Raw genomic sequence first — 22816 nt, 5'->3', positions numbered from 1 at the left:
TCAGCCCCCGGTCACGGTAGGAAAAAACGCCACTTCGTCGCCGTCGCTCACCGGCTCGTCGAGCTGGCAGAGGTCTTCGTTGCGGGCGCACATCAGGTTCTGCTCGCTGAGCACCTCGGCGCCCTCGCGCTGCGCCAGCAGCGCGCGCACATCGTCGACCGTGGCGAAATCGCCGGCGACCCGCAGCGAATCCACGCCCAGCGCCTCGCGGTAGCGGGCGAAAAACTTCACGGTCAGGTTCATTGCTCGTCCGCCTGGTAATGGCCGCTCTTGCCGCCCAGTTTCTCCAGCAGGCGCACGCCTTCGATGGTCATGCCGCGGTCCACGGCCTTGCACATGTCGTAGATGGTCAGGGCGGCGACACTGGCGGCGGTCAGGGCTTCCATTTCCACCCCGGTCTGCCCGGCCAGCTTGCAGCGGGCAACGATGCGCACGCTGTCCTCGCCTTCGGCGCTGAGCTCGACCTTGACGCTGGTGAGCATCAGCGGATGGCACAGGGGGATCAGATCGCTGGTCTTTTTCGCCGCCTGGATGCCGGCGATGCGCGCCACGGCGAACACATCACCCTTGGGGTGACCGCCGCTGACGATCATTTGCAGGGTTTGCGGGAGCATGCGCACCCGGGCTTCGGCCGTGGCTTCGCGGGACGTCACGGCTTTGTCGGTGACGTCGACCATATTGGCGCGACCTTGGGAATCGAGATGAGTCAGCACAGCCTTACTCCTGATCAGGAAAGGCGATTGTAAACCCGAGGGTCAATTTTCCGCACGCCTGATTATCCGCGTGCCCCCGATCCCGTAGGAGCGAGGCTTGCCCGCGATGGCATCACCGCGCTGATCCTGTTGCACCGCGTTGCCTGGATCGCGGGCAAGCCTCGCTCCTACGGAAGACAGGTTTTGTTCGGGCACAAAAAAACGGGCGGCCTTGCGGCCGCCCGTTGGGTGAAGGTTACAGATGGGATTCGGCGTATTCGGCCAGGATCGAGCGGGGAACCCCTTGCAGGGTGATGTGCACCCCGTTGGGGAAGTCCTTGAAGCGTTCAGTCAGGTAGGTCAGCCCGGAGCTGGTCGCGGACAGGTAAGGGGTATCGATCTGCGCCAGGTTGCCCAGGCACACCACTTTGGAACCGGCGCCGGCACGGGTGATGATGGTTTTCATCTGGTGCGGGGTGAGGTTCTGGCATTCGTCGATCAGGATCAGGCTCTGCTGGAAGCTGCGGCCACGAATGTAGTTGAGGGATTTGAACTGCAGCGGCACCTTGCTGAGGATGTAGTCGACGCTGCCATGGGTGTTTTCGTCATCCATGTGCAGGGCTTCGAGGTTGTCGGTGATGGCGCCGAGCCAGGGCTCCATTTTTTCCGCTTCGGTGCCCGGCAGGAAGCCGATCTCCTGGTCCAGCCCCTGCACGCTGCGGGTGGCGATGATGCGCCGATAACGCTTGCTGACCATGGTCTGTTCGATGGCCGCGGCCAGGGCCAGGATGGTCTTGCCCGAACCTGCGGCCCCGGACAGGTTGACCAGATGGATATCCGGATCGAGCAGGGCGAACAGCGCCAGGCCTTGATAGATGTCGCGCGGTTTCAGGCCCCAGGCTTCCTGGTGCAACAGGGGTTCCTGATGCAGGTCGAGAATCAGCAGCACATCGGCGCGAATCTCCTTGATCCAGCCGACGAAACCCTGTTCGTCGATGATGAACTCGTTGATGTGCACCGCCGGCAGGTTGTCGGTGAGTTGCACCTGGTGCCAGGTGCGGCCGTGGTCCTGGCGGGTTTCCACCTTGCTCACGCGGTCCCAGAAGGAGCCGGTCATGTTGTGGAAGCCGTTGGGCAGCAAGGCCACGTCGTCGACCAGCTGGTCGGTGCTGTAGTCCTCGGCGGCGATCCCGCAGGCGCGCGCCTTGAGGCGCATGTTGATGTCTTTGGTCACCAGCACCACGCGCAGCTCCTTGTTGCGCGCGTGCAGGTCGATCAACTGGTTGATGATGATGTTGTCGTTGAGGTTTTCCGGCAGCAGGCTGTTGGGCTCCGAGCGTTTGCTCATGAGGATCGACAGCAGGCCTTTGGGGCCGCTCTTGCCACGCTGGATCGGCACACCCAGCTCGACGTCTTCCGGCGAGGCCTCACCCAGGGTCTTGTCGATCAGGCGAATGGCCTGGCGGCATTCCGCTGCAACGCTGTGATGGCCGCTCTTGAGCTTGTCGAGTTCCTCCAGGACGATCATCGGAATCGCCACATGGTGTTCTTCGAAGTTCAGCAGGGCGTTTGGATCGTGAATCAATACATTGGTATCGAGTACATAAAGGATTGGCTGGTTGGAGGAAGGGCTACGTCCGTGGTCATCCATACTCGGTCACCTTATGTGGGGGCCAGTCGACGCAATACCATGGCGGTGCTGCGCCTCGAATCGACCGTCGAATTCACCCGCGAAGGTTCGAGTGAAGTGCACACAAAAGGAGTCTTGGGAGACGCCACCTGTGTTGCAGGTTTCGGCGGTCTGACTTCGTAATACTCCAAAACCTGTGACAGGAAAAAGCACTTTGACGCTTTTTTTAAGTTTATTTTGCAGAGTGACGAATAGCCCTTGGCGCGCTGCCCAAGCACCGTTAAAGTCGGAAGTCCGCTTGTATCGAAATCCTCGCCAAAATCGGCAACCTTTCCCCTTCGCCCCGCAAATACAGGCCTTTCGTCGTTTCTAGCGAAACGCGTCCTGACAATCCTCCCAACCGATTCCGCTCTGCGCCGTCTGCGTCAGCAACCAGGGCAATGCCGTCTTCACCGCGTCCTGCCGGGCGTTGAAATTGATCACCCCGTGCCGCCACAACAGCATCAGGGTCAGTACCCGCTGGCCGCTCTGCTCGCCCTTGAGCTTGCCGGCGCCGTCCTGCGGATCGATGTCCCACAGCGCCACCTGCAAACCCTGGGCATTAAAGAAGGCCTGCGCGTCGGCTCGGCGCTGACCGTAGGGCGGGCGGAACAGCGGCACATAGTTTTCCGGCAGCTTGCCCTTGACCAGCTCGACGCTGCGCTCGATCGAGTCCTGCCAGTCCTGCCAATGGCTGTGGGAACGATACTCCCAGCCCTGGACGCCCACGCACTGCTGCGCATACAGGGCCTGCAGGCTGGCCACCGAACGTTGTTCCAGGCGGCTCTGCAGCTCGCTGCCGAGTACGAAGAAGGTGCCGTTCATGTTCGACTTGCGCAGGTATTCAGCCAGCCAGGGGGTGTTGTCCGGGGCGAGATTGGCGGCGCTGTCGAAGGTCAGCAAAAACAGTCGGTCATTGAGTTCGTCGCCGTTGCGCTCGTAGTCGCCAAAACGCTCAATCTCGCTGGCGGTCTGGGGAAACAGCGCGGCCTTGCGCAGCAATTCGTCCAGGTACTGCTCATGGAAGGCCCGGCTCGGCTCGGCCCAGCGAGCGTAATAAGAGTCATCGCCCAACTGGAACTTGCCGGCCTGCTCGCGCAGGGTGTCCAGGTCTTCCACCAGGAAACAGAAGGAGGCGTCCTGGTCGCAGCTCTGCTGGGCGAAGTTGTAGTTGGCCAGCAATTGCTGCCAGAGCCGCTGGCGAACGGCATCGATCGACGCCATGTTGATGATCCGCAGGCCCAGGCGCTGCTTCAACGAGCCTTCATCCCAGGCCTCGCTGACCAGCAGGGCGCGGGCAAAGGTGAGGATTTCCGCCCGCGACGCCACGTCGAACAGGGTCGGGTTGCTGAGCTGTTCCGGCCAGGTGCTGCGATCCAGGGTCGCCACCTCGCTCGGGGCCGCCAGGGCGCCGAAGCTCAACAGCCAGATCGAAAGAAAAAACGCGCTGCGCAAAGGGATGTCTCCATAACAAAACCCGCGCGGCACTATAGCCGATGCCACAACCCCAACCCTATTCGAATCCCCATCCCCTCTGTAGGAGCGAGCTTGCTCGCGATGCTCGTCAACGATGACGCATATCGCCTGATACCTTGCGCTGCTCTCAGGTTCATCGCGAGCAAGCTCGCTCCTACAGAAAGCAGCAGACAGCGGACCGGCGGCCTCCCCTATTGCCTTCATAGGTGGAGTCAAATCGCCCAAGCCCCTAGAATCCCCCGACGCTTACAGGAGACGACTTCATGCTGATGGTGATTTCACCCGCCAAGACCCTCGATTTCGAGACCCCGCCCGTCACTCAACGCTTCACCCAGCCGCAATACCTCGATCACTCCCAGGAACTGATCCTGCAATTGCGCGAACTGAGCCCGGCGCAAATCAGCGAACTGATGCACGTCTCCGACAAGATCGGCGGCCTCAACGCCGCGCGTTTCGGCAGCTGGACCCCGGCCTTCACCCCGGCCAACGCCAAGCAGGCGCTGCTGGCGTTCAAGGGCGACGTGTACACCGGCCTGAACGCCGAGACCCTGAGCGAAGCCGACTTCGACTATGCCCAGCAGCATCTGCGCATGCTCTCCGGCCTGTACGGCCTGCTGCGCCCGCTGGACCTGATGCAGCCTTACCGCCTGGAAATGGGCACCAAGCTGGCCAACGCCCGCGGCAAGGACCTGTACGCCTTCTGGGGCACGCGCATCAGCGAATGGCTCAATGAGGCCCTGGCCGAACAGGGCGACGACCTGCTGCTCAACCTGGCGTCCAACGAGTACTTCTCGGCGGTCAAGCGCACGGCCCTGAACGCCCGGATCATCAATACCGAGTTCAAGGACCTGAAGAACGGCCAGTACAAGATCATCAGCTTCTACGCCAAGAAAGCCCGGGGCATGATGAGCCGCTTCGTCATAGAAGAACGCATCAACGACCCGGCGGCACTCAAGCAGTTCGATGTCCAGGGTTACCGCTATAGCGCCGAACAGTCGAAACCCGACAACCTGGTTTTCCTGCGCGATCACGCACCGGAATAACGCACCCGGTCGACGCACTGGTTTCGCGCAAACGAGTGCGTCGACGAGCGGTCACTTTCCTCTTTGACCCCCGCCAAAACGCCAAACAATTGGCGCCAAAATATTTTCTTCTGAATTTATAACTTTTGTTTCACTCGACAGAGGTCATTTTTTTCAGTAGTGGCACGCAATTTTTTTATCGGTAGTGGCATAAAAATATCCCCGCGCTTTAACTCCCCATAACTAAAGGCTGAAATGGTAAGTGCTATCAATATGAAAGCAGTGCCATCTTTTGCAATATTTCAAGAAATTTCAGAAAACAGGATCAGCGGTCTGGAACTATGTCCTGAACCACCGCTCATACCACCGGTAACGATTCTCGACGAGTTTGTAGGAGATGACTTACATGGGATCCAACGACAGTAGCGAAGTTGTCATATTGTCCTGACCTACTGCTCAAGGACTCGAACTCAGGGTCAATACACAGGAGATAATGCACCATTACTATCCCCTACAAGGCCATGGCATAGCCCGCCTTAAAACGCTTCCGGGAGCGTGTAACTACCTGATTATCATGGGCCTGCGCCTATAAACAGGATTATCGCCAACCTCGGAGCTGCCTTCCAGCAGGAAGGACGGCGACATTTAAGGGCAGCCCCTACAACAAGGCCAAGTTGCGCACAACTTGAGTGCACTTATTTAGACACTCGGAACTTAGTCTGCCTGCACTGGATATATCAACGCTTGTTCGTTGAACTTCCGAGTGCGCAATTAAAGCTGGCAAACATTAACTCCGGCCATCTAATGGCGTGAATAACACAGAGGTAAATGCGATGCGCATCAGCATATTTGGTTTGGGTTACGTCGGTGCAGTATGTGCCGGTTGCCTGTCTGCACGGGGCCATGAGGTCGTTGGCGTCGATGTTGCCAAGGACAAGATCGACATGATCAACGCAGGCCGTTCGCCGATCGTTGAACCGGGTCTGGGTGAACTTCTGGCGCAAGGTATTCAAACCGGTCGTCTGCGCGGAACCACCAACTTCGCCGAGGCGATTCGCGACACCGACTTGTCGATGATCTGTGTCGGCACGCCAAGCAAGAAGAACGGCGACCTGGAACTCAACTACATCGAGGCGGTATGCCGCGAGATCGGTTTTGTCCTGCGTGACAAGACCTCCCGCCACACCATCGTGGTGCGCAGTACCGTACTGCCGGGCACCGTGGCCAACGTGGTGATCCCGATTCTCGAAGACTGCTCCGGCAAGAAAGCCGGCGTCGACTTCGGCGTCGCGGTCAACCCTGAGTTCCTGCGTGAAAGCACCGCGATCAAGGACTACGACTTCCCACCGATGACCGTGATCGGCGAGTTCGACAAGGCTTCGGGCGACGTCCTGCAATCGCTGTACGAAGAACTCGACGCACCGATCATCCGCAAGGACATCGCCGTCGCCGAGATGATCAAGTACACCTGCAACGTGTGGCACGCCACCAAGGTGACCTTCGCCAACGAGATCGGCAACATCGCCAAGGCCGTCGGCGTCGACGGTCGTGAAGTGATGGACGTGGTCTGCCAGGACAAGACCCTCAACCTGTCCCAGTACTACATGCGCCCAGGCTTCGCCTTCGGCGGTTCCTGCCTGCCCAAGGACGTGCGCGCCCTGACCTTCCGCGCCGGCTCCCTGGACATCGAAGCGCCGCTGCTCAATTCGCTGATGCGCAGCAACGAGTCCCAGGTGCAGAACGCCTTCGACATCGTCTCCAGCCACGACAAACGCAAAGTCGCCCTGCTCGGCCTGAGCTTCAAGGCCGGTACCGACGACCTGCGCGAAAGCCCGCTGGTGGAACTGGCGGAAATGCTGATCGGCAAAGGCTTCGACCTGAGCATCTACGACAGTAACGTCGAGTACGCCCGTGTCCACGGTGCCAACAAGGACTACATCGAGTCCAAGATCCCCCACGTCTCGTCCCTGCTCAACGCGGACTTCGACTCGGTGATCGACAACTCCGACGTGATCATCCTCGGCAACCGCGACGAGAAGTTCCGCGCCCTGGCCGAAGACGTGCCGCACGGCAAGCAGGTCATCGACCTGGTCGGGTTCATGTCCAAGGCCACCAGCGCGAGTGGCCGGACCGAAGGTATCTGCTGGTAACAGCGGTATCGGGGGCAGTTCCCCGTTCCTGTAGCCGCTGTCGCAGGTGCGATCGAGCCCGAAGGGGTCGCGACGCACCTGCAACTGCCGGAGGTTTATCGCAGCCTCCGGCAACGGCTACAGGAATGTGTCCCTTTGGCTTTTTTGCCTGCCTTAACCCCATCGGGCCACCCCACAGGCTCGCCCGAGATCGAGACGGATGCAGATTATGCACAGGCTAAAGCACGGCCTACTCCAGGCCGCAGGTTGGCTGTTTTTCTTGAGTTTACTGATGGGTCTCGCCCTGGCGTTGCCCGCGTCCACATTCGACTCCGAATCGAAGGACTTCATCTTCCTGATTGGCGCCGTGGGTATCTGGCGCTACTCGATGGGTGCCACGCATTTCGTGCGCGGCATGCTGTTTCTCTACGTGGTCTACCCGCACCTGCGCCGCAAGGTCCGCAAGCTGGGCAAGGCCGCCGATCCGTCCCACGTGTACCTGATGGTCACCAGTTTCCGGATCGACGCCCTGACCACCGCCCAGGTCTATGGCTCGGTGATCCGTGAAGCCATCGACTGTGGCTTCCCTACCACCGTGGTCTGCTCGATCGTGGAAATGTCCGACGAGCTGCTGGTGAAAAGCCTCTGGGCCCGCATGAACCCGCCGGCCCACGTCAAGCTCGACTTCGTGCGCATCCCCGGCACCGGCAAGCGCGACGGCCTGGCCTTCGGTTTCCGCGCCATCTCCCGCCACCTGCCGGACGACCGTGCCGTGGTCGCGGTGATCGACGGCGACACCGTGCTCGGCGAAGGCGTGGTGCGCAAGACCGTGCCCTGGTTCCAGCTGTTCGGCAACGTCGGTGGCCTGACCACCAACGAGTTCTGCGAAGTGCGCGGCGGCTACATCATGAGCGAGTGGCACAAGCTGCGCTTCGCCCAGCGCCACATCAACATGTGCTCCATGGCCCTGTCCAAGCGCGTGCTGACCATGACCGGACGCATGTCGGTGTTCCGCGCCAGCGTGGTCACCAACCCGGACTTCATCGCCGACGTGGAAAGCGACTCGCTGCAACACTGGCGCCTGGGCCGCTTCAAGTTCCTCACCGGCGACGACAAGTCCAGCTGGTTCAGCCTGATGCGCCTGGGCTACGACACCTTCTACGTGCCCGATGCGGCGATCAACACCGTGGAGCACCCGCCGGAGAAGAGTTTCATCAAGGCCAGCCGCAAGCTGATGTTCCGCTGGTACGGCAACAACCTGCGGCAGAACTCCCGGGCCCTGGGCCTGGGTCTCAAGCGCCTGGGGCTGTTCACCAGCGTGGTGCTGTTCGACCAGCGCGTGTCGATGTGGACCTCCTTGCTGGGCCTGACCGTGGCCCTGATCGCCAGCTTCAAGTACGGCACCGCCTTCATCCTGGTGTACCTGCTGTGGATCGGTATCACCCGCCTGCTGCTGACCCTGCTGCTGTCCTGTTCGGGGCACAGGATCGGCCCGGCCTACCCTTTGATCCTCTATTACAACCAGATCGTCGGGGCCCTGGTGAAGATCTACGTGTTCTTCCGCCTCGACCAACAGTCCTGGACCCGCCAACCGACTGCTCTGTCCCGTGACCTCGCCAGCTTTCAACGTTGGTTCAACACCTGGTCGTCTCGGACCATGACCTTCTCCGCCGGCAGCATTTTCGTCGCCGCGCTGCTGCTGATGGTCTGACCCGCCTTGCCTGAATTAACTAGGAAATCGCCCTTATGAACACCGCCGTGAACGTCAACGTAGTGCATGAATCCGAAGCCCAACGCCAACACGCCCGGGTCAAAATCCCGGCCAAGCTGCGCTTCTTCGGCCCCGACCGGACCCCGGTCGAAGCGCGGGTCATCGACCTCTCCGCCGGCGGCTTGAGCTTCAACTGCGGGCAGCTGCCGATCAAGGTCGGCGACGTGCACAAGGGTCGCCTGCAGTTCGTCATCGACAACCTCGGGCTGGCCATGGACGTGGAGTTGCAGGTGCGCTCCGTGGATCGCCAGAGCGGTCGTGTCGGTTGCCAGTTCCAGAACCTCGAGCCCCAGGACATCTCGACCCTGCGCCAGCTGATCACCTCGCACCTGGCCGGCGACATCGTGACCATGGGCGACGTGCTCGCCACCCTGCAGCGCGACAACTTCACCAAGGCGCGCAAGACCAAGGACGCCGGCCACGGCATGAGCGCCCTGGGCCGCCTGCGCGCGGTGACCTTCAGCGCCGGGATCTTCGTCGTTGGCCTGGCGGCCTTCGGCTTCATCCTCAAGTCGGTGTACGGCATGTACTTCGTCAGCCATGCCCAGGCCGGCCTGGTCAGCGCGCCGGGGATGAACGTCACCATGCCGCGTGACGGCACCGTGCAGAGCCTGATCCAGGCCGACGGCGTGGCGGCCAAGGGCGCCCCGCTGGCGACCTTCAGCACCAGCATGCTCGACGTGCTCAAGGGCCACCTGAACGAAGACCAGCTGCAACCGGCCAAGGTCGAGGAACTGTTCGGCAAGCAGATGACCGGCACCCTGACCTCGCCCTGCGACTGCACCGTGGCCCAGCAGATGGTTGCCGACGGCCAGTACGCCAGCAAGGGCGACGTGATCTTCCAGCTGGTCCCGCGGGGCAGCCAGGCCAACATCGAGGCGCGTTTCTCCTACCGCCAGTTCGCCGACGTGCGTCCGGGGACCAAGGTCAGCTTCCAGATCGCCGGCGAAGACGACGTGCGCACCGGCACCATCGTCAGCAGCACCAGCCTCAACAGCAGCGACCTGTCCTCGGACATTCGCGTGCAGATCAAGCCCGATGCCCCGCTGAGCAGCGCCTTCGCCGGCCGTCCGGTGGAAGTCAGCAGCGACCGCGGCCCATCCGTGAACTGGCTGATCGACAAAGCCATGGCTGCCGGTCTCTAAGCGGAGGACATGCCTGTGACTAGCCTTTCCATTCGAATCGGTGCCGGCCGCGAGATCCTTCGCGAGCAAGCTTGCTCCTACACGAGCGCTGCAGCCACCTGTAGGAGCGAGCTTGCTCGCGATAAATCCCAGGGTCGTCGCGCGCTGGCCCTGTGCTCGCTGGCCCTGGCCGTGAGCCTGGCCGGTTGCGCCGGCCTGCCCGACCAGCGCCTGGCCAACGAAGCCCTGAAGCGCGGCGACACCGTGCTCGCGGAGCAGAACTACCGGCAACTGGCGGACCTGGGCTACAGCGATGCCCAGGTCGGCCTGGCCGATATCCAGATGGAAACCCGCGACCCGGCGAAGATCAAGCAAGCCGAGGCGACCTACCGCGCCGCGGCCGACACCTCGCCGCGGGCCCAGGCACGCCTGGGCCGCCTGCTGGTGGCCAAGCCCGGCTCCACCGAGGCCGAGCATCACGAAGCCGAAGGCCTGCTGAAAAAGGCCTTCGCCAACGGTGAAGGCAACACCCTGATCCCGCTGGCGATGCTCTACCTGCAATATCCGCAGAGCTTCCCCAAGGTCAACGCCCAGCAGCAGATCAGCCAATGGCGCAGCGCCGGCTACCCGGAAGCCGGCCTGGCCCAGGTGCTGCTGTACCGCACCCAGGGCACCTACGACCAGCACCTGGCCGAGGTGGAAACCATCTGCAAGGCGGCGCTGAACGTCACCGATATCTGCTACGTCGAACTGGCCACCGTCTACCAGAAACGCGGCCAGCCGGAACAACAGGCCGAGCTGCTGAAACAGCTGCAGGCCGGGCACGCCCGCGGCGTCATCAGCGCGCAACGGGTTGACAGCGTGGCCCGTGTGCTGGGCGATGCCAGCCTGGGCAAGACCGACGAGAAAACCGCGCAGGCACTGCTGGAGCCGATCGCTCCCGGCTACCCGGCCTCCTGGGTCACCCTGGCGCAACTGCTCTACGACTTCCCCGAACTGGGCGACGTCGACAAGATGATGCAGTACCTGGACAACGGTCGCGCCGCCGACCAGCCCCGCGCCGAACTGCTGCTGGGCAAGCTCTACTACGAAGGCAAGATGGTCCCGGCCGACGCCAAGGTCGCCGAAGAACACTTCAAGAAGGCCCAGGGCAAGGAAGTCGCCGCCGACTACTACCTCGGCCAGATCTACCGCCGTGGCTATCTGGGCCAGGTCTATCCGCAGAAGGCCCTGGACCACCTGCTGACCGCCGCGCGCAACGGCCAGAACAGCGCCGATTTCGCCATCGCCCAACTGTTCTCCCAGGGCAAGGGCACCAAGCCCGACCCGCTCAACGCCTATGTCTTCAGCCAGCTGGCCAAGACCCAGGACACCCCGCAAGCCAACGAGCTTGCGCAACAACTCGAAGCCCAACTGCCGCCAGGCCAACGCGCCGAGGCCCAACGCCTGCTGCAACAGGAGCAGGCCGTACGTGGCGCCTTGAGCCAGAACACGTTGGAACTGCACGCGCTGCAGGAAGAAGACGGTGAGGAATCCCTATGAAGTTCACTCCATCCAGCCACGCCAATCCTGTAGCCGCTGCCGCAGGCTGCGATCGAGCGCGCAGCGCTCGCCAACCAGGCGACCGAGATCCGTTGCTGCGCAGCCGATCGCAGCCTGCGGCAGCGGCTACGGGAAAACTGTTCAGCCTGTCGAAGCTGGGTGTGGCCCTGGGTTTTGCCCTGGTCTGGTCCAACCCGACGCTCGCGGCCATCACCGAGAGCAAGAACTTCGGCCTGGAAGTGAAGATCACCGGCCAGTCCGAAGACGACCGTGACCTCGGCACCCTGGGCGGCGGCGACGTCAACGGCGTCGGCCTCGACCTGCGCCCCTGGGTCTACGGCGAAAGCGGCAACTGGAGCGCCTACGCCATGGGCCAGGCGGTGACCTCCACCGACATCATCGAGACCGACACCCTGCAGCAGTCCGACGGCGCCAGCACCGAAAGCAGCAACAACAGCGACCGCAAGAGCAAGAAGAACTACCTGGCGATGCGCGAGTTCTGGATCGGCTACAGCGGCCTCACCCCCTACCCGGGCGAGCAGTTGAAGTTCGGTCGCCAGCGCCTGCGCAACGACGACGGCCAATGGCGCGACACCAACATCGAAGCCCTGAACTGGACCTTCGACACCACCCTGCTGCGCGCCAACGTCGGCATCGCCGAACGTTTCAGCGAGTACCGTACCGACCTCAAGGAGCTGGCGCCGGAAGACAAGGATCGCCTGCACGTCTACGGCGATGTGGCCTACCAGTGGACCCCGGGACATTGGGCCGGCGTCCGCGCCCACCACAGCCATGACGACGGCAAGCTCGACTACCCGGTACCGGGCGAAGCCACTGACTCCCTGGACAAGCGCCAGAACGGCGACCTGACCTGGCTCGGCCTGGAAGCCAACAGCGACGCCTACAACTGGCGCAACACCAACACCGTCAACTACTGGGCGAGCATCACCGGCATGAGCGGTGACCGCGACAAGGTCAACGCGCTGAACGCCGACGGCACCCGCCCGGCCCAGGCCAAGAGCGGCGAGAACCTCGACGGCTGGGCCACCGACCTCGGCGTGCGCCTGCGCCTGGACCCGAAATGGCAGGTCGGCGCGGCCTACGCCCGCGCCAGCGGCGACTACGAACAGAACGGCCTGGAAAGCAACCGCTCGAACTACACCGGGACCCGCTCGCGGGTGCACCGTTTCGGCGAAGCCTTCCGCGGCGAAATGAACAACATGCAGACCGCCACCCTGTTCGGTTCCTGGATGCTCGCCGACGAATATGACGCCAGCCTGATCTACCACAAGTTCTGGCGCGTGGACGGCAACAAGCCGGTGGGCAGCAACGGTATCAACGCCGTGGAAAACAACTACGACGACGCCACCGGCGCCCTGCTCTCCAGCTCGTCCCTGCCGCTGCGCGATGGCGAGAAAGACCTCGGCCAGGAAGTGGACCTGGTGGTCACCAAGTACTTCAAGCAAGGCCTGCTGCCGGCCGCGCTCAGCCAGTCGATCGACGAGCCTTCGGCGCTGGTGCGCTTTCGTGGCGGCGTGTTCAAGCCGGGCGATGCCTATGGCAAGAACGTCGACTCGTACATGCACCGCGCCTTTGTCGACGTGATCTGGCGCTTCTGATGCGAGTCGCCAAGGGAGTGCCTGAGATGAACAGCCCGATGAACAGCCCAGCGGTGCGAGGCTCGATCAGCCTGTTGGCCGGCGCCATGCTGCTGGCCAGCAGCGCCGCCTTCGCCAACGTCGAACCGGCCCCGGCCGCCACGCCTGGCAAGCAGCCGACCGTGGCCAAGGAGCTGCAACAGGCCAAGACCTACACCGTCAGCAGCGCGCCCACCGCGCCGCTGAACCTGGCCAAGCCGACCTTGCCCGACCTCTCCGGCTACACCGCCGAAGCGGCAGCGGCGAAGATCGTGCGCAGCAAGCCCGGCAAGATCAGCGTGCGTCGCATGATGCAGGAAGACGCGCTGAAGGACTTTATCGGCGGTGACAACAAGATGGCCGAATGGGTGGTGCGCCAGCACGGCATCCCCCAGGCAATCTTCATCGACGACGGTTACGTCAACCTCAAGGAGTTGGCGAAGAAGCTGCCCAAGCAGTACATCAGCGAAACCTCGCCGGGCGTGTACCTGGCGCGGCTGCCGATCGTGGTCGGGCGCAACGGCATCCTGGAAATCGACAAGCAGACCCAGGAGCTGCGCCTGTCCCAGGAAGGCGGTTCGTTCCTGGTCAACGACGGCCAGCTGTTCGTGCGCGACACCAAGGTCACCGGCTGGCGTGAGAAGGACAACGGCCCGGCGACCTTCAAGTCGCCCAAGGAATTCCGTCCGTTCCTGCTGGCCTGGGGCGGCACCGAGACCTACATCGTCAACAGCAAGATGGCCAGCTTCGGCTACGCCAACAGTAAGTCCTACGGCGTGAGTATTTCCCAGTACACGCCGAACATGGCCAAGGTGCTCAAGCGCCCCGAACCCACCGGCTGGATCATCGATTCTGCGTTCTCGGACATGTGGTACGGCTTCTACTGCTACGAGACCCGCGACTTCGTGGTCAAGGGCAATACCTACAAGGACAACATCGTCTACGGCATCGACCCCCACGACCGTTCGCACCGGCTGATCATCGCCGACAACACCGTCTACGGGACCAAGAAGAAGCACGGGATCATCATTTCCCGGGAAGTGAACGACAGCTTCATCTTCAACAACCGCAGCTACGACAACAAGCTCTCGGGCCTGGTGATCGACCGTAACAGCGTGAACAACCTGATCGCCGACAACGAGATCTACCGCAACCACACCGACGGCATCACCCTCTACGAGAGTGCCGACAACCTGCTGTGGGGCAACAAGGTGATCAGCAACCGGCGCCACGGCATCCGCATTCGCAACAGCGTGAACATCCGCCTGTACGAAAACGTCGCCATGGCCAACGGCCTGACCGGCGTCTACGGCCACATCAAGGACCTCTCCGACACCGACCGCGACATCAAGCTCGACCCGTTCGACGCCCAGGTGTCGCTGATCGTGGTCGGTGGCGAGCTGGCGGCCAACGGCAGCGGCCCGATGTCCATCGACTCGCCGTTGAGCGTCGAGCTGTACCGCGTGTCCATGCTCGCCCCGACCAAGAGCAGCGGCATCAGCTTCTCGGGGATCCTCGGCGAGCGCCAGGACGAAATTCTTGACCTGCTGGTGCGCCAGCAGAAAGCCGTGCTGATCGACCCTGTCGAACGCCAGACCGAAATGCGCGATTGAGGATGACTGTCATGCGCCCACACCTGATCAAACTCTTGAGCCTCTCGGCATTGACCGCGGGCATTCTCGCCGCCGGCAACAGCGCCCGCGCCGACGAAACCCAGGCACCGAAGTTCACCGCCGAGCCGTGCTGCAACCTGTGCCCGGCAGCCCACGACGCGAAGAACTACACCACCCGCTACCAGCAGAACTTCACCACCCTGGTGCAAGCCCAGGGCGACTGGCTGTTCCGCACCCAGGAAGACCTGCGCACCGAGTTCAACACCACGCCGGAAGGTTATCGCCGCCTGCAACAGCTGCACGACGCCTTCAAGAGCAAGGGCGTGGAGCTGGTGCTGGTCTACCAGCCGACCCGTGGCCTGGTGAACCGCAACAAGCTCAACCCGCAGGAGAAGGCCAGCTTCGACTACGACAAGGCGCTGAAAAACTACCAGGGCATGCTCGGCCGTTTCGCCCAGATGGGCTACGTGGTGCCGGACCTGTCGCCGCTGACCAACGAGCAACTGCCGGAAACCCTGCCGGCCCACGATTTCTACTTCCGCGGCGACCAGCACTGGACCCCGTACGGCGCCCAGCGCACGGCGAAGATCGTGGCGCAGAAGGTCAAGCAGCTGCCGGCCTTCGCCGACATTCCCAAGCGTGAGTTCGAGACCCACAAGTCCGGACGCATGGGCAAGACCGGCACCCTGCACAACATGGCCGGCCAGCTCTGCGGCACCAGCTACGCGATCCAGTACATGGACCAGTTCACCACCGAACCCAAGGGTGAAGCCGGCGACGGCGACCTGTTCGGCGATTCCGGCAACCCGGAAATCACCCTGGTGGGCACCAGCCACAGCGGCAAGAACTACAACTTCGCCGGCTTCCTGCAGGAAGAAATCGGCGCCGACATTCTCAACGTCGCCTTCCCCGGCGGTGGCTTCGAAGGCTCCATGCTGCAGTACCTGGGCAGCGAGGAATTCCAGACCAAGCCACCGAAGATCCTGATCTGGGAATTCTCGCCGCTGTACCGCCTGGACCAGGAAACCATCTACCGGCAGATGATGGCCCTGCTGGACAACGGCTGCGAAGGCAAGCCGGCGCAAATGAGCGCCAGCGCCACCCTCAAGCCCGGCAAGAACGAGCTGATGGTCAACAGCAAGAACATGGACCTGCGCAACAGCAGCCACCAGGTCGATATCCGCTTCGCCGACACCTCGGTGAAAACCCTGCAAGCCACCCTCTGGTACATGAACGGGCGCCACGAGGACATCAAGATCGAAAAACCGGAAACATCCGACACCGACGGGCGTTTCGCCTTTGAACTGCGCACCGACGAAGACTGGGCCTCGCAGAACCTGCTGGCGGTCGAAGTCCAGGGTCCGGAAGCGGGCGCCGCGGCGCAGAAAGTCGAAGCGAAAATTTGCAAACGCAACGTATTCCCGGACGCCGGTCAACGCACCGCGCAAATCGGGCAATGAGGCTCCTATGCAAAGCAAAACGCTGAAACAGTTCTTGGCCCCGAGCCTGTTGAGCCTGGCGCTGTTCGCCGGCGCCACCCAGGCCGCGGCCCCACTGCGTCCGCCCCAGGGGTATTACGCGCCGGTGGATAAATTCAAGAGCGGCGACCACAGCGAAGGCTGCGACACCATGCCCGCGCCTTACACCGGCTCGCTGCAATTTCGCAGCAAGTACGAAGGTTCGGACAAGGCCCGCGCGACCCTCAACGAACAATCGGAAAAGGCCTTTCGCGACAGCACCGCCGACATCACCAAGATCGAGCGCGGCACCAGCAAGCGGGTCATGCAGTTCATGCGCGACGGTCGTCCGGAACAACTGGACTGCACCCTCAGCTGGCTGAGCGCCTGGGCCCAGGCCGATGCGTTGATGTCCAAGGACTTCAACCACACCGGCAAGTCCATGCGCAAATGGGCCCTGGGCAGCATGGCCTCGGCCTACCTGCGCCTGAAGTTCTCCGACTCCCATCCGCTGGCTACCCACCAGCAGCAAGCGCAACAGATCGAGGCCTGGTTCAGCAAGATGGCCGACCAGGTGGTCAGCGACTGGGACAACCTGCCGCTGGACAAGACCAACAACCACTCGTACTGGGCCGCCTGGTCGGTGATGGCCACCGCCGTGGCGACCAACCGCCGCGACCTGTTCGACTGGGCCGTGAAGGAATACAAGGTCGGCGCCAACCAGGTCGATGCCGACGGTTTCCTGCCCAACGAACTCAAGCGCCAGCAACGCGCCCTGGCCTATCACAACTACGCCCTGCCGCCGCTGGCGATGATCGCCAGCTTCGCCCAGGTCAACGGTGTCGACCTGCGCCAGGAAAACAACGGCGCGCTGAAACGCCTGGGCGAGCGGGTGCTGGCCGGGGTGAAGGATCCGGACGAATTCGAAGAGAAGAACGGCAAGGAACAGGACATGACCGACCTCAAGGTCGACTCGAAATTCGCCTGGCTCGAACCCTTCTGCAGTCTCTACACCTGCGCCCCGGATGTGCTCGAACGCAAGCACAAGATGCAACCGTTCAAGACCTTCCGCCTGGGCGGCGACCTGACCAAGGTCTACGACCCCTCGCATGAGAAGGGCAACAAGGGTTCGTAAGAAACACGCAAAACCCTGTAGGAGCGAGCTTGCTCGCGATAGCCGCAAAGCGGCGATTCAACCGACACCGCGTCATCGTTGAGTTTTTTCGCGAGCAAGCTCGCTCCTACAGGACACGCAAGACTCATAGCCGCAGCCAAGGCATGTGGTGAATGCAATACGCCTCCCCGGTTTTTCACGGGGGGGTTTGGGGGGGCTCCGGCCCTTTACTGTTGGTCAAACATGGAGAGATCGGGATGGTTTTCTCATCCAATGTGTTCCTGTTCCTGTTCTTGCCGATCTTTCTCGGCTTGTACTACCTGAGCGGGCAACGCTATCGCAACCTGCTGCTGCTGATCGCCAGCTACGTGTTCTATGCCTGGTGGCGGGTGGACTTCCTGGCGCTGTTCGCCGGCGTCACCCTGTGGAACTACTGGATCGGCCTGAAAGTCGGCGCCGCCGGAGTCAGGACCAAGCCGGCCCAACGCTGGCTGCTGCTCGGCGTGGCGGTGGACCTGTGCATCCTCGGCTACTTCAAGTACGCCAACTTCGGCGTGGACAGCATTAACGCGATCATGACCTCCATGGGTCTGGAGCCGTTCATCCTGACCCACGTGCTGTTGCCGATCGGTATCTCGTTCTACATCTTCGAGTCCATCAGCTACATCATCGACGTCTATCGCGGCGACACCCCGGCGACCCGCAACCTGATCGACTTCGCGGCGTTCGTGGCGATCTTCCCGCACCTGATCGCCGGCCCCGTGCTGCGTTTTCGCGACCTGGCCGACCAGTTCAACAACCGCACCCACACCCTGGACAAGTTCTCCGAAGGCTGCACGCGCTTCATGCAGGGCTTCATCAAAAAAGTGTTCATCGCCGACACCCTGGCGGTGGTCGCCGACCATTGCTTCGCCCTGCAGAACCCGACCACGGGCGACGCCTGGCTGGGCGCCCTGGCCTACACCGCGCAGCTGTACTTCGACTTCTCCGGCTACAGCGACATGGCCATCGGCCTGGGTCTGATGATGGGTTTCCGCTTCATGGAAAACTTCAAGCAGCCCTACATCAGCCAGTCGATCACCGAGTTCTGGCGGCGCTGGCACATCAGCCTGTCCACCTGGCTGCGCGACTACCTGTACATCACCCTGGGCGGCAACCGCAAAGGCACGCTGATGACCTATCGCAACCTGTTCCTGACCATGCTGCTCGGTGGCCTGTGGCACGGCGCGAACATCACCTACGTGGTCTGGGGCGCCTGGCACGGCATGTGGCTGGCGATCGAGAAGGCGCTGGGCATCAACACCACGCCACGCACGCTGAATCCGATCCGCTGGGCGCTGACCTTCCTGCTGGTGGTGATGGGCTGGGTGATCTTCCGCGCCGAGAACCTGCACGTCGCCGGTCGCATGTACGGCGCCATGTTCAGCTTCGGCGACTGGTCGCTGTCGGAACTCAACCGCGCCAGCCTCACCGGCCTGCAAGTGGCGACCCTGGTCGTGGCCTACGCCACCCTGGCGTTCTTCGGCCTGCGTGACCTGTATCGCAACCCGACACCGGTCAAGAGCAAGCCTGAAATCAACACCGTGGCCGACGGTCCGGCCACCGCCCAGCCTGGCCTGATCAAGGCCGTACCGGGGGACAAGCCGGGCAGCATCCACCAGCCGGGCTACAGCGTGGGCGTCGAAGCCCAGGTACAGCCGGCCTACTGGGTCGCCGACTGGCCGCGTTATGTGATGCGCGCCCTGGTGCTGCTGCTGTTCATCGCCTCGATTCTCAAACTCTCGGCGCAAAGCTTCTCGCCGTTCCTTTACTTCCAGTTCTGAGGGATCTGACCATGACCCGCTCATTACGCGTCTTCTACATTGCCCTGTTCCTGGTGACCCTGATGGTCCTGGGCCTGTGGTCGGTGCGCAGCTTCTTCGGCTTCAGCACCAACAACGACGCCACTGTGCTCAACGGTCGCTGGGCCAAGGCCGTGGAAACCCACTACGACGACGAGTTCCCGATCAAGCGCCTGGGCACCAACCTGTGGGCGGCCCTGGACTTCAAGCTGTTCAACGAAGGTCGTCCGGGCGTGGTGCTCGGCCGCGACCAGTGGCTGTACAGCGATGAAGAGTTCCACCCGATCGTCAACGAAGAACTCAACCTGCAAGGCAACTACGCGCTGGTCGAAGGCGTGCGCCAGGCCCTGAAAGAGAAAGGCGTGAAACTGGTGATGGCGATCGTGCCGGCCAAGGTGCGCCTGTACCCGGAACACCTGGGCGACGTCCAGCCGGCCAGCATCCACGCCAACCTCTACCAGGACTTCCACGCCCGGGTGGCGGCCGACAAGATCCTCGCCCCCGACCTGCTGGGCCCGTTGCAACAGGCCAAGCAGAACGGCCAGCAAGTGTTCCTGCGCACCGACACCCATTGGACCCCGGCCGGCGCCGAAGTCGCCGCCAACCAGTTGGCCAAGGCGATTGCCGACAAGGCACCACTGATGGGCCAGCCGCAACGCTTCGTCACCGAAGCCGAGCAGACCGTGGTGCACAAGGGCGACCTGCGCCTGTTCCTGCCCCTGGACCCGCTGTTCGAAAACCTGATGCCGGCCAAGGAGCCGCTGCAGAAACGCGTGACCCGCGCCGCCGACGATCAGCCGGCCGCCGACGACGCACTGTTCGCCGACAACGAAGTGCCGGTGGCCCTGGTGGGCACCAGCTACAGCGCCAACCCGAACTGGAACTTCGTCGGCGCGCTCAAGCAGGCCCTGCACAGCGACGTGGTCAGCTACGCCGAAGACGGCCACGGCCCGGTGTTGCCGATGCTCAGCTACCTGAAAAGCGATGCCTTCAAGAACAGCCCGCCCCAGGTGCTGATCTGGGAGTTCCCCGAACGATATCTGCCGGTCAATAACGATATCGGCGACGCCGACCCGCAGTGGGTCGCAGAGCTCAAACAAGCCGGCGCCCGCCAACAGAACGTAGCTGCACTCAACAAATCCGAGACGCCCGATCGGGCGCAAAACTGAAAGAGAGGTACACCATGACTTTCACTATCACTCCGCGTCGTCTCGCCAAGGCAATCACACTGGCTGCCGGCATGAGCGTCCTGTCCCTGCCCGCCTTCGCCGGTGGCGACGCCGCGCTGTACGGCCCGACCGCGCCCAAGGGCTCGTCCTTCGTGCGCATCTACAACGCCAGCAACCAGGAAGTCAGCGCCACCGTCGGCAGCACCAATGTCAGCGACGTCGCGCCGCTGGCCAGCAGTGACTTCAGCTTCATGCCCGGCGGCGACTACACCGCCAAGGTCGGCAGCCAGAGCCTGCCGGTGAAACTCGCCGCCGACCACTATTACACCCTGGTCAACAACGCCAGCGGCCAGCCGCAGCTGATCGAAGAACCGCCGTTCAAGAACAAGCAGAAGTCCCTGGTCCGGGTGCAGAACCTGAGCGACAAGGCCCTGACCCTGAAGACCGCCGACGGCAAGACCGACGTGGTCCAGTCGGTGGCCGCCAAGGGCCGTGGCGAACGTGAAATCAACCCGGTGAAAGTCAGCTTCGCGCTGTACGAAGGCGAGAAAAAAGTCAGCGACCTCAAGCCGGTCGCCCTGGAGCGCGGCGAAGCCGCGGTGCTCTACGTCACCGGCAATGGCAGCAGCCTGTCGCCAGTCTGGGTCAAGCGCCCGGTCTCGACACGTTAACAGCAGCTGCAAGCCTCGAGCCTCAAGCGGCAAGAGAAGTGCTTTTTCTTGCCGCTTGAAACTTGCTGCTTGCAGCTGCTCCCCCGGACAAAAACAAGAGAGTGAAACGACAGAACGCAGTAGCTCTAACCCAAACGATTTTTGAAGGAGTAACAACATGATTCCGGTGATCTTGTCAGGTGGTAGTGGCTCACGTCTTTGGCCGCTTTCGCGTAAGCAATTCCCTAAACAGTTCCTCGCCCTGACCGGCGAACACACACTGTTCCAGCAAACCCTCGAGCGCCTGGTGTTCGAAGGCATGGACACGCCGATCGTGGTCTGCAACAAGGACCACCGCTTCATCGTCAACGAGCAGTTGGCGGCGCGCAAACTCGAAGCCCAGCGCATCCTGATGGAGCCATTCGGCCGCAACACCGCGCCGGCCGTGGCCCTGACCGCGATGATGCTGGTCAACGAAGGTCGTGACGAGCTGATGCTGGTGCTGCCGGCCGACCACGTGCTGGAAGACCAGAAAGCCCTGCAACGCGCCCTGGCCCTGGCCACCGTGGCCGCCGAGCGTGGCGAGATGGTGCTGTTCGGCGTGCCGGCGACCAAGCCGGAAACCGGTTATGGCTACATCAAGTCGACCAACGATGCGCTGCTGCCGGAAGGCGTGAGCCGCGTCTCGCACTTCGTCGAGAAACCCGACGTCAAGCGCGCCGCCGAGTTCGTCGAGGCCGGCGGCTACTTCTGGAACAGCGGCATGTTCCTGTTCCGCGCCAGCCGCTTCCTCGAAGAGCTGAAAAAGCACGACCCGGACATCTACGACACCTGCCTGCTGACCCTGGAACGCAGTGCCCAGGACGCCGACACCGTGGACGTCGACCCGGCCACCTTCGCCTGCTGCCCGGACAACTCCATCGACTACGCGGTGATGGAAAAGACCCAGCGCGCCTGCGTGGTGCCGCTGAGCGCCGGCTGGAGCGACGTGGGCTGCTGGTCGTCGCTGTGGGATGTGCATGAAAAGGACGTCAACGGCAACGTCAGCAAGGGCGACGTGGTGATCCAGGACAGCCGCAACTGCATGATCCACGGCAACGGCAAACTGGTGTCGGTGATCGGCCTGGAAAACATCGTGGTCGTCGAAACCAAGGACGCCATGATGATCGCCCACAAGGACAAGGTCCAAGGCGTGAAGCAGATGGTCAACACCCTCAACGAACAGGGCCGCAGCGAAACCCAGAACCACTGCGAGGTCTACCGTCCGTGGGGCTCCTACGACTCGGTGGACATGGGCGGGCGCTTCCAGGTCAAGCACATCTCGGTCAAGCCGGGCGCGTGCCTGTCTCTGCAGATGCACCACCACCGCGCCGAACACTGGATCGTGGTCAGCGGCACCGCCGAAGTCACCTGCGACGAAAACGTGTTCCTGCTCACCGAAAACCAGTCCACCTACATCCCGATCGCCTCGGTGCACCGCCTGCGCAACCCGGGCAAGATCCCGCTGGAGATCATCGAAGTGCAATCGGGCAGCTACCTGGGCGAAGACGACATCGAACGCTTCGAAGACATCTACGGCCGCTCCACTCCGGTGGAACGTGGCGTCGCGGTGAAAACCATCGCCCAGTAACCACAGCGACAAGTTTCAAGCGGCAAGCTGCAAGTAAAAGCAGGGAGTCGTTGTCAGCAAGTCCTTGCCCCCCGTCCGACCGACTGCGTCCCCTATCCGCAGGCGGTTGGGCGGGGGCTTTTTTATGCCCGCGCGCCTCTCGAATGCTCACATCCCTGTAGCCGCTGCCGAGCCCTGGCGAGGCTGCGATAGGACCGAAGGTCCTCCAGCGATCTCAAGACCCTGCGCCCGCTGCGCGGTCGATCGCAGCCTCGCCAGGGCTCGGCAGCGGCTACAGGGA

General features: G+C 62.5%; 17 protein-coding genes. 13 read left to right on the top strand and 4 right to left on the bottom strand.

Annotated elements, in window-relative coordinates:
- The 4 genes from moaD to DK261_RS06985 all read right to left on the bottom strand — a co-directional run bounded on the left by moaD (position 1) and on the right by DK261_RS06985 (position 3816).
- Positions 1-243: a molybdopterin converting factor subunit 1 gene (moaD, locus tag DK261_RS07000; RefSeq protein WP_007932097.1), complete on the bottom strand. Its 243-nt coding sequence runs from the start codon at positions 241-243 to the stop codon at positions 1-3.
- The gene (gene moaC, locus DK261_RS06995) at positions 240-713 is read right to left on the bottom strand and encodes a cyclic pyranopterin monophosphate synthase MoaC (protein WP_009047097.1); all 474 of its coding nucleotides are present in this window, start codon (positions 711-713) and stop codon (positions 240-242) included. The genes moaD and moaC overlap by 4 nt, the downstream gene beginning before the upstream one ends.
- Before the next feature lie 235 nt (positions 714-948).
- Positions 949-2343, bottom strand: a complete 1395-nt coding sequence (locus tag DK261_RS06990; RefSeq protein WP_009047096.1) for a PhoH family protein — start codon at positions 2341-2343, stop codon at positions 949-951.
- Positions 2344-2691: 348 nt separating this feature from the next.
- Positions 2692-3816 carry a polysaccharide deacetylase family protein gene (locus DK261_RS06985; protein WP_103330515.1) on the bottom strand — a complete coding sequence of 375 codons (1125 nt, stop codon included), beginning with the start codon at positions 3814-3816 and terminating at the stop codon, positions 2692-2694.
- Positions 3817-4100: 284 nt separating this feature from the next.
- Between DK261_RS06985 and yaaA the strand changes: the two genes are divergently transcribed.
- The 13 genes from yaaA (at position 4101) to DK261_RS06915 (ending at position 22536) form a co-directional block, all read left to right on the top strand.
- The gene (yaaA, locus tag DK261_RS06975) at positions 4101-4880 is read left to right on the top strand and encodes a peroxide stress protein YaaA (protein ID WP_009047094.1); all 780 of its coding nucleotides are present in this window, start codon (positions 4101-4103) and stop codon (positions 4878-4880) included.
- A gap of 812 nt (positions 4881-5692) precedes the next feature.
- Entirely contained in the window at positions 5693-7009 is a 1317-nt protein-coding gene (locus DK261_RS06970) for a nucleotide sugar dehydrogenase (protein ID WP_096373130.1), read from the top strand.
- Positions 7010-7217: 208 nt separating this feature from the next.
- On the top strand, positions 7218-8699 hold the full coding sequence (alg8, locus tag DK261_RS06965) for a mannuronan synthase (protein WP_009042274.1): 1482 nt from the start codon (positions 7218-7220) through the stop codon (positions 8697-8699).
- Positions 8700-8734: 35 nt separating this feature from the next.
- Positions 8735-9904, top strand: coding sequence for an alginate biosynthesis protein Alg44 (locus DK261_RS06960; RefSeq protein WP_009047092.1), 1170 nt, complete (start codon positions 8735-8737; stop codon positions 9902-9904).
- Between the two features lie 9 nt (positions 9905-9913).
- Positions 9914-11425: an alginate biosynthesis TPR repeat lipoprotein AlgK gene (algK, locus tag DK261_RS06955; RefSeq protein ID WP_110175454.1), complete on the top strand. Its 1512-nt coding sequence runs from the start codon at positions 9914-9916 to the stop codon at positions 11423-11425.
- Positions 11422-13044 (top strand): alginate export family protein, encoded by a 1623-nt coding sequence (locus DK261_RS06950; RefSeq protein ID WP_016702708.1) that lies wholly within the window; start codon positions 11422-11424, stop codon positions 13042-13044. The genes algK and DK261_RS06950 overlap by 4 nt, the downstream gene beginning before the upstream one ends.
- 26 nt (positions 13045-13070) lie before the next feature.
- The gene (gene algG, locus DK261_RS06945) at positions 13071-14675 is read left to right on the top strand and encodes a mannuronan 5-epimerase AlgG (protein ID WP_110175453.1); all 1605 of its coding nucleotides are present in this window, start codon (positions 13071-13073) and stop codon (positions 14673-14675) included.
- A gap of 11 nt (positions 14676-14686) precedes the next feature.
- On the top strand, positions 14687-16135 hold the full coding sequence (locus tag DK261_RS06940; protein WP_009047088.1) for an alginate O-acetyltransferase: 1449 nt from the start codon (positions 14687-14689) through the stop codon (positions 16133-16135).
- Positions 16136-16142: 7 nt separating this feature from the next.
- The gene (locus DK261_RS06935; protein WP_103330522.1) at positions 16143-17267 is read left to right on the top strand and encodes a mannuronate-specific alginate lyase; all 1125 of its coding nucleotides are present in this window, start codon (positions 16143-16145) and stop codon (positions 17265-17267) included.
- A 236-nt stretch (positions 17268-17503) separates the two neighbouring features.
- On the top strand, positions 17504-19069 hold the full coding sequence (locus DK261_RS06930) for an MBOAT family protein (RefSeq protein WP_110175452.1): 1566 nt from the start codon (positions 17504-17506) through the stop codon (positions 19067-19069).
- Positions 19070-19080: 11 nt separating this feature from the next.
- Positions 19081-20256 carry an alginate O-acetyltransferase gene (locus tag DK261_RS06925; protein ID WP_009047085.1) on the top strand — a complete coding sequence of 392 codons (1176 nt, stop codon included), beginning with the start codon at positions 19081-19083 and terminating at the stop codon, positions 20254-20256.
- 14 nt (positions 20257-20270) lie between these two features.
- Positions 20271-20927 (top strand): alginate O-acetyltransferase AlgF, encoded by a 657-nt coding sequence (locus tag DK261_RS06920; protein WP_009047084.1) that lies wholly within the window; start codon positions 20271-20273, stop codon positions 20925-20927.
- Between the two features lie 157 nt (positions 20928-21084).
- The gene (locus tag DK261_RS06915) at positions 21085-22536 is read left to right on the top strand and encodes a mannose-1-phosphate guanylyltransferase/mannose-6-phosphate isomerase (RefSeq protein ID WP_009047083.1); all 1452 of its coding nucleotides are present in this window, start codon (positions 21085-21087) and stop codon (positions 22534-22536) included.
- Positions 22537-22816: the final 280 nt, after the last annotated feature.

The sequence above is a fragment of the Pseudomonas sp. RW409 genome (genome assembly GCF_003184125.1).
Taxonomy (GTDB): domain Bacteria; phylum Pseudomonadota; class Gammaproteobacteria; order Pseudomonadales; family Pseudomonadaceae; genus Aquipseudomonas; species Aquipseudomonas chlororaphis_I.
The sequence above is the reverse complement of the archived record's forward strand: the minus strand, read 5'-3'. Positions and strand labels throughout refer to the sequence as shown.

What these genes read in the sequence shown, in the direction of transcription:
- DK261_RS06920 (WP_009047084.1), top strand. Translation starts at nt 20,271, where the DNA reads ATGACTTTCACTATCACTCCGCGTCGTCTCGCCAAGGCAATCACACTG.
- DK261_RS06950 (WP_016702708.1), top strand. Translation starts at nt 11,422, where the DNA reads ATGAAGTTCACTCCATCCAGCCACGCCAATCCTGTAGCCGCTGCCGCA.
- algK (WP_110175454.1), top strand. Translation starts at nt 9,914, where the DNA reads ATGCCTGTGACTAGCCTTTCCATTCGAATCGGTGCCGGCCGCGAGATC.
- DK261_RS06960 (WP_009047092.1), top strand. Translation starts at nt 8,735, where the DNA reads ATGAACACCGCCGTGAACGTCAACGTAGTGCATGAATCCGAAGCCCAA.
- DK261_RS06940 (WP_009047088.1), top strand. Translation starts at nt 14,687, where the DNA reads ATGCGCCCACACCTGATCAAACTCTTGAGCCTCTCGGCATTGACCGCG.
- algG (WP_110175453.1), top strand. Translation starts at nt 13,071, where the DNA reads ATGAACAGCCCGATGAACAGCCCAGCGGTGCGAGGCTCGATCAGCCTG.
- DK261_RS06935 (WP_103330522.1), top strand. Translation starts at nt 16,143, where the DNA reads ATGCAAAGCAAAACGCTGAAACAGTTCTTGGCCCCGAGCCTGTTGAGC.
- DK261_RS06930 (WP_110175452.1), top strand. Translation starts at nt 17,504, where the DNA reads ATGGTTTTCTCATCCAATGTGTTCCTGTTCCTGTTCTTGCCGATCTTT.
- DK261_RS06990 (WP_009047096.1), bottom strand. Translation starts at nt 2,343, where the DNA reads ATGGATGACCACGGACGTAGCCCTTCCTCCAACCAGCCAATCCTTTAT.
- DK261_RS06925 (WP_009047085.1), top strand. Translation starts at nt 19,081, where the DNA reads ATGACCCGCTCATTACGCGTCTTCTACATTGCCCTGTTCCTGGTGACC.
- DK261_RS06915 (WP_009047083.1), top strand. Translation starts at nt 21,085, where the DNA reads ATGATTCCGGTGATCTTGTCAGGTGGTAGTGGCTCACGTCTTTGGCCG.
- DK261_RS06970 (WP_096373130.1), top strand. Translation starts at nt 5,693, where the DNA reads ATGCGCATCAGCATATTTGGTTTGGGTTACGTCGGTGCAGTATGTGCC.
- alg8 (WP_009042274.1), top strand. Translation starts at nt 7,218, where the DNA reads ATGCACAGGCTAAAGCACGGCCTACTCCAGGCCGCAGGTTGGCTGTTT.
- moaD (WP_007932097.1), bottom strand. Translation starts at nt 243, where the DNA reads ATGAACCTGACCGTGAAGTTTTTCGCCCGCTACCGCGAGGCGCTGGGC.
- yaaA (WP_009047094.1), top strand. Translation starts at nt 4,101, where the DNA reads ATGCTGATGGTGATTTCACCCGCCAAGACCCTCGATTTCGAGACCCCG.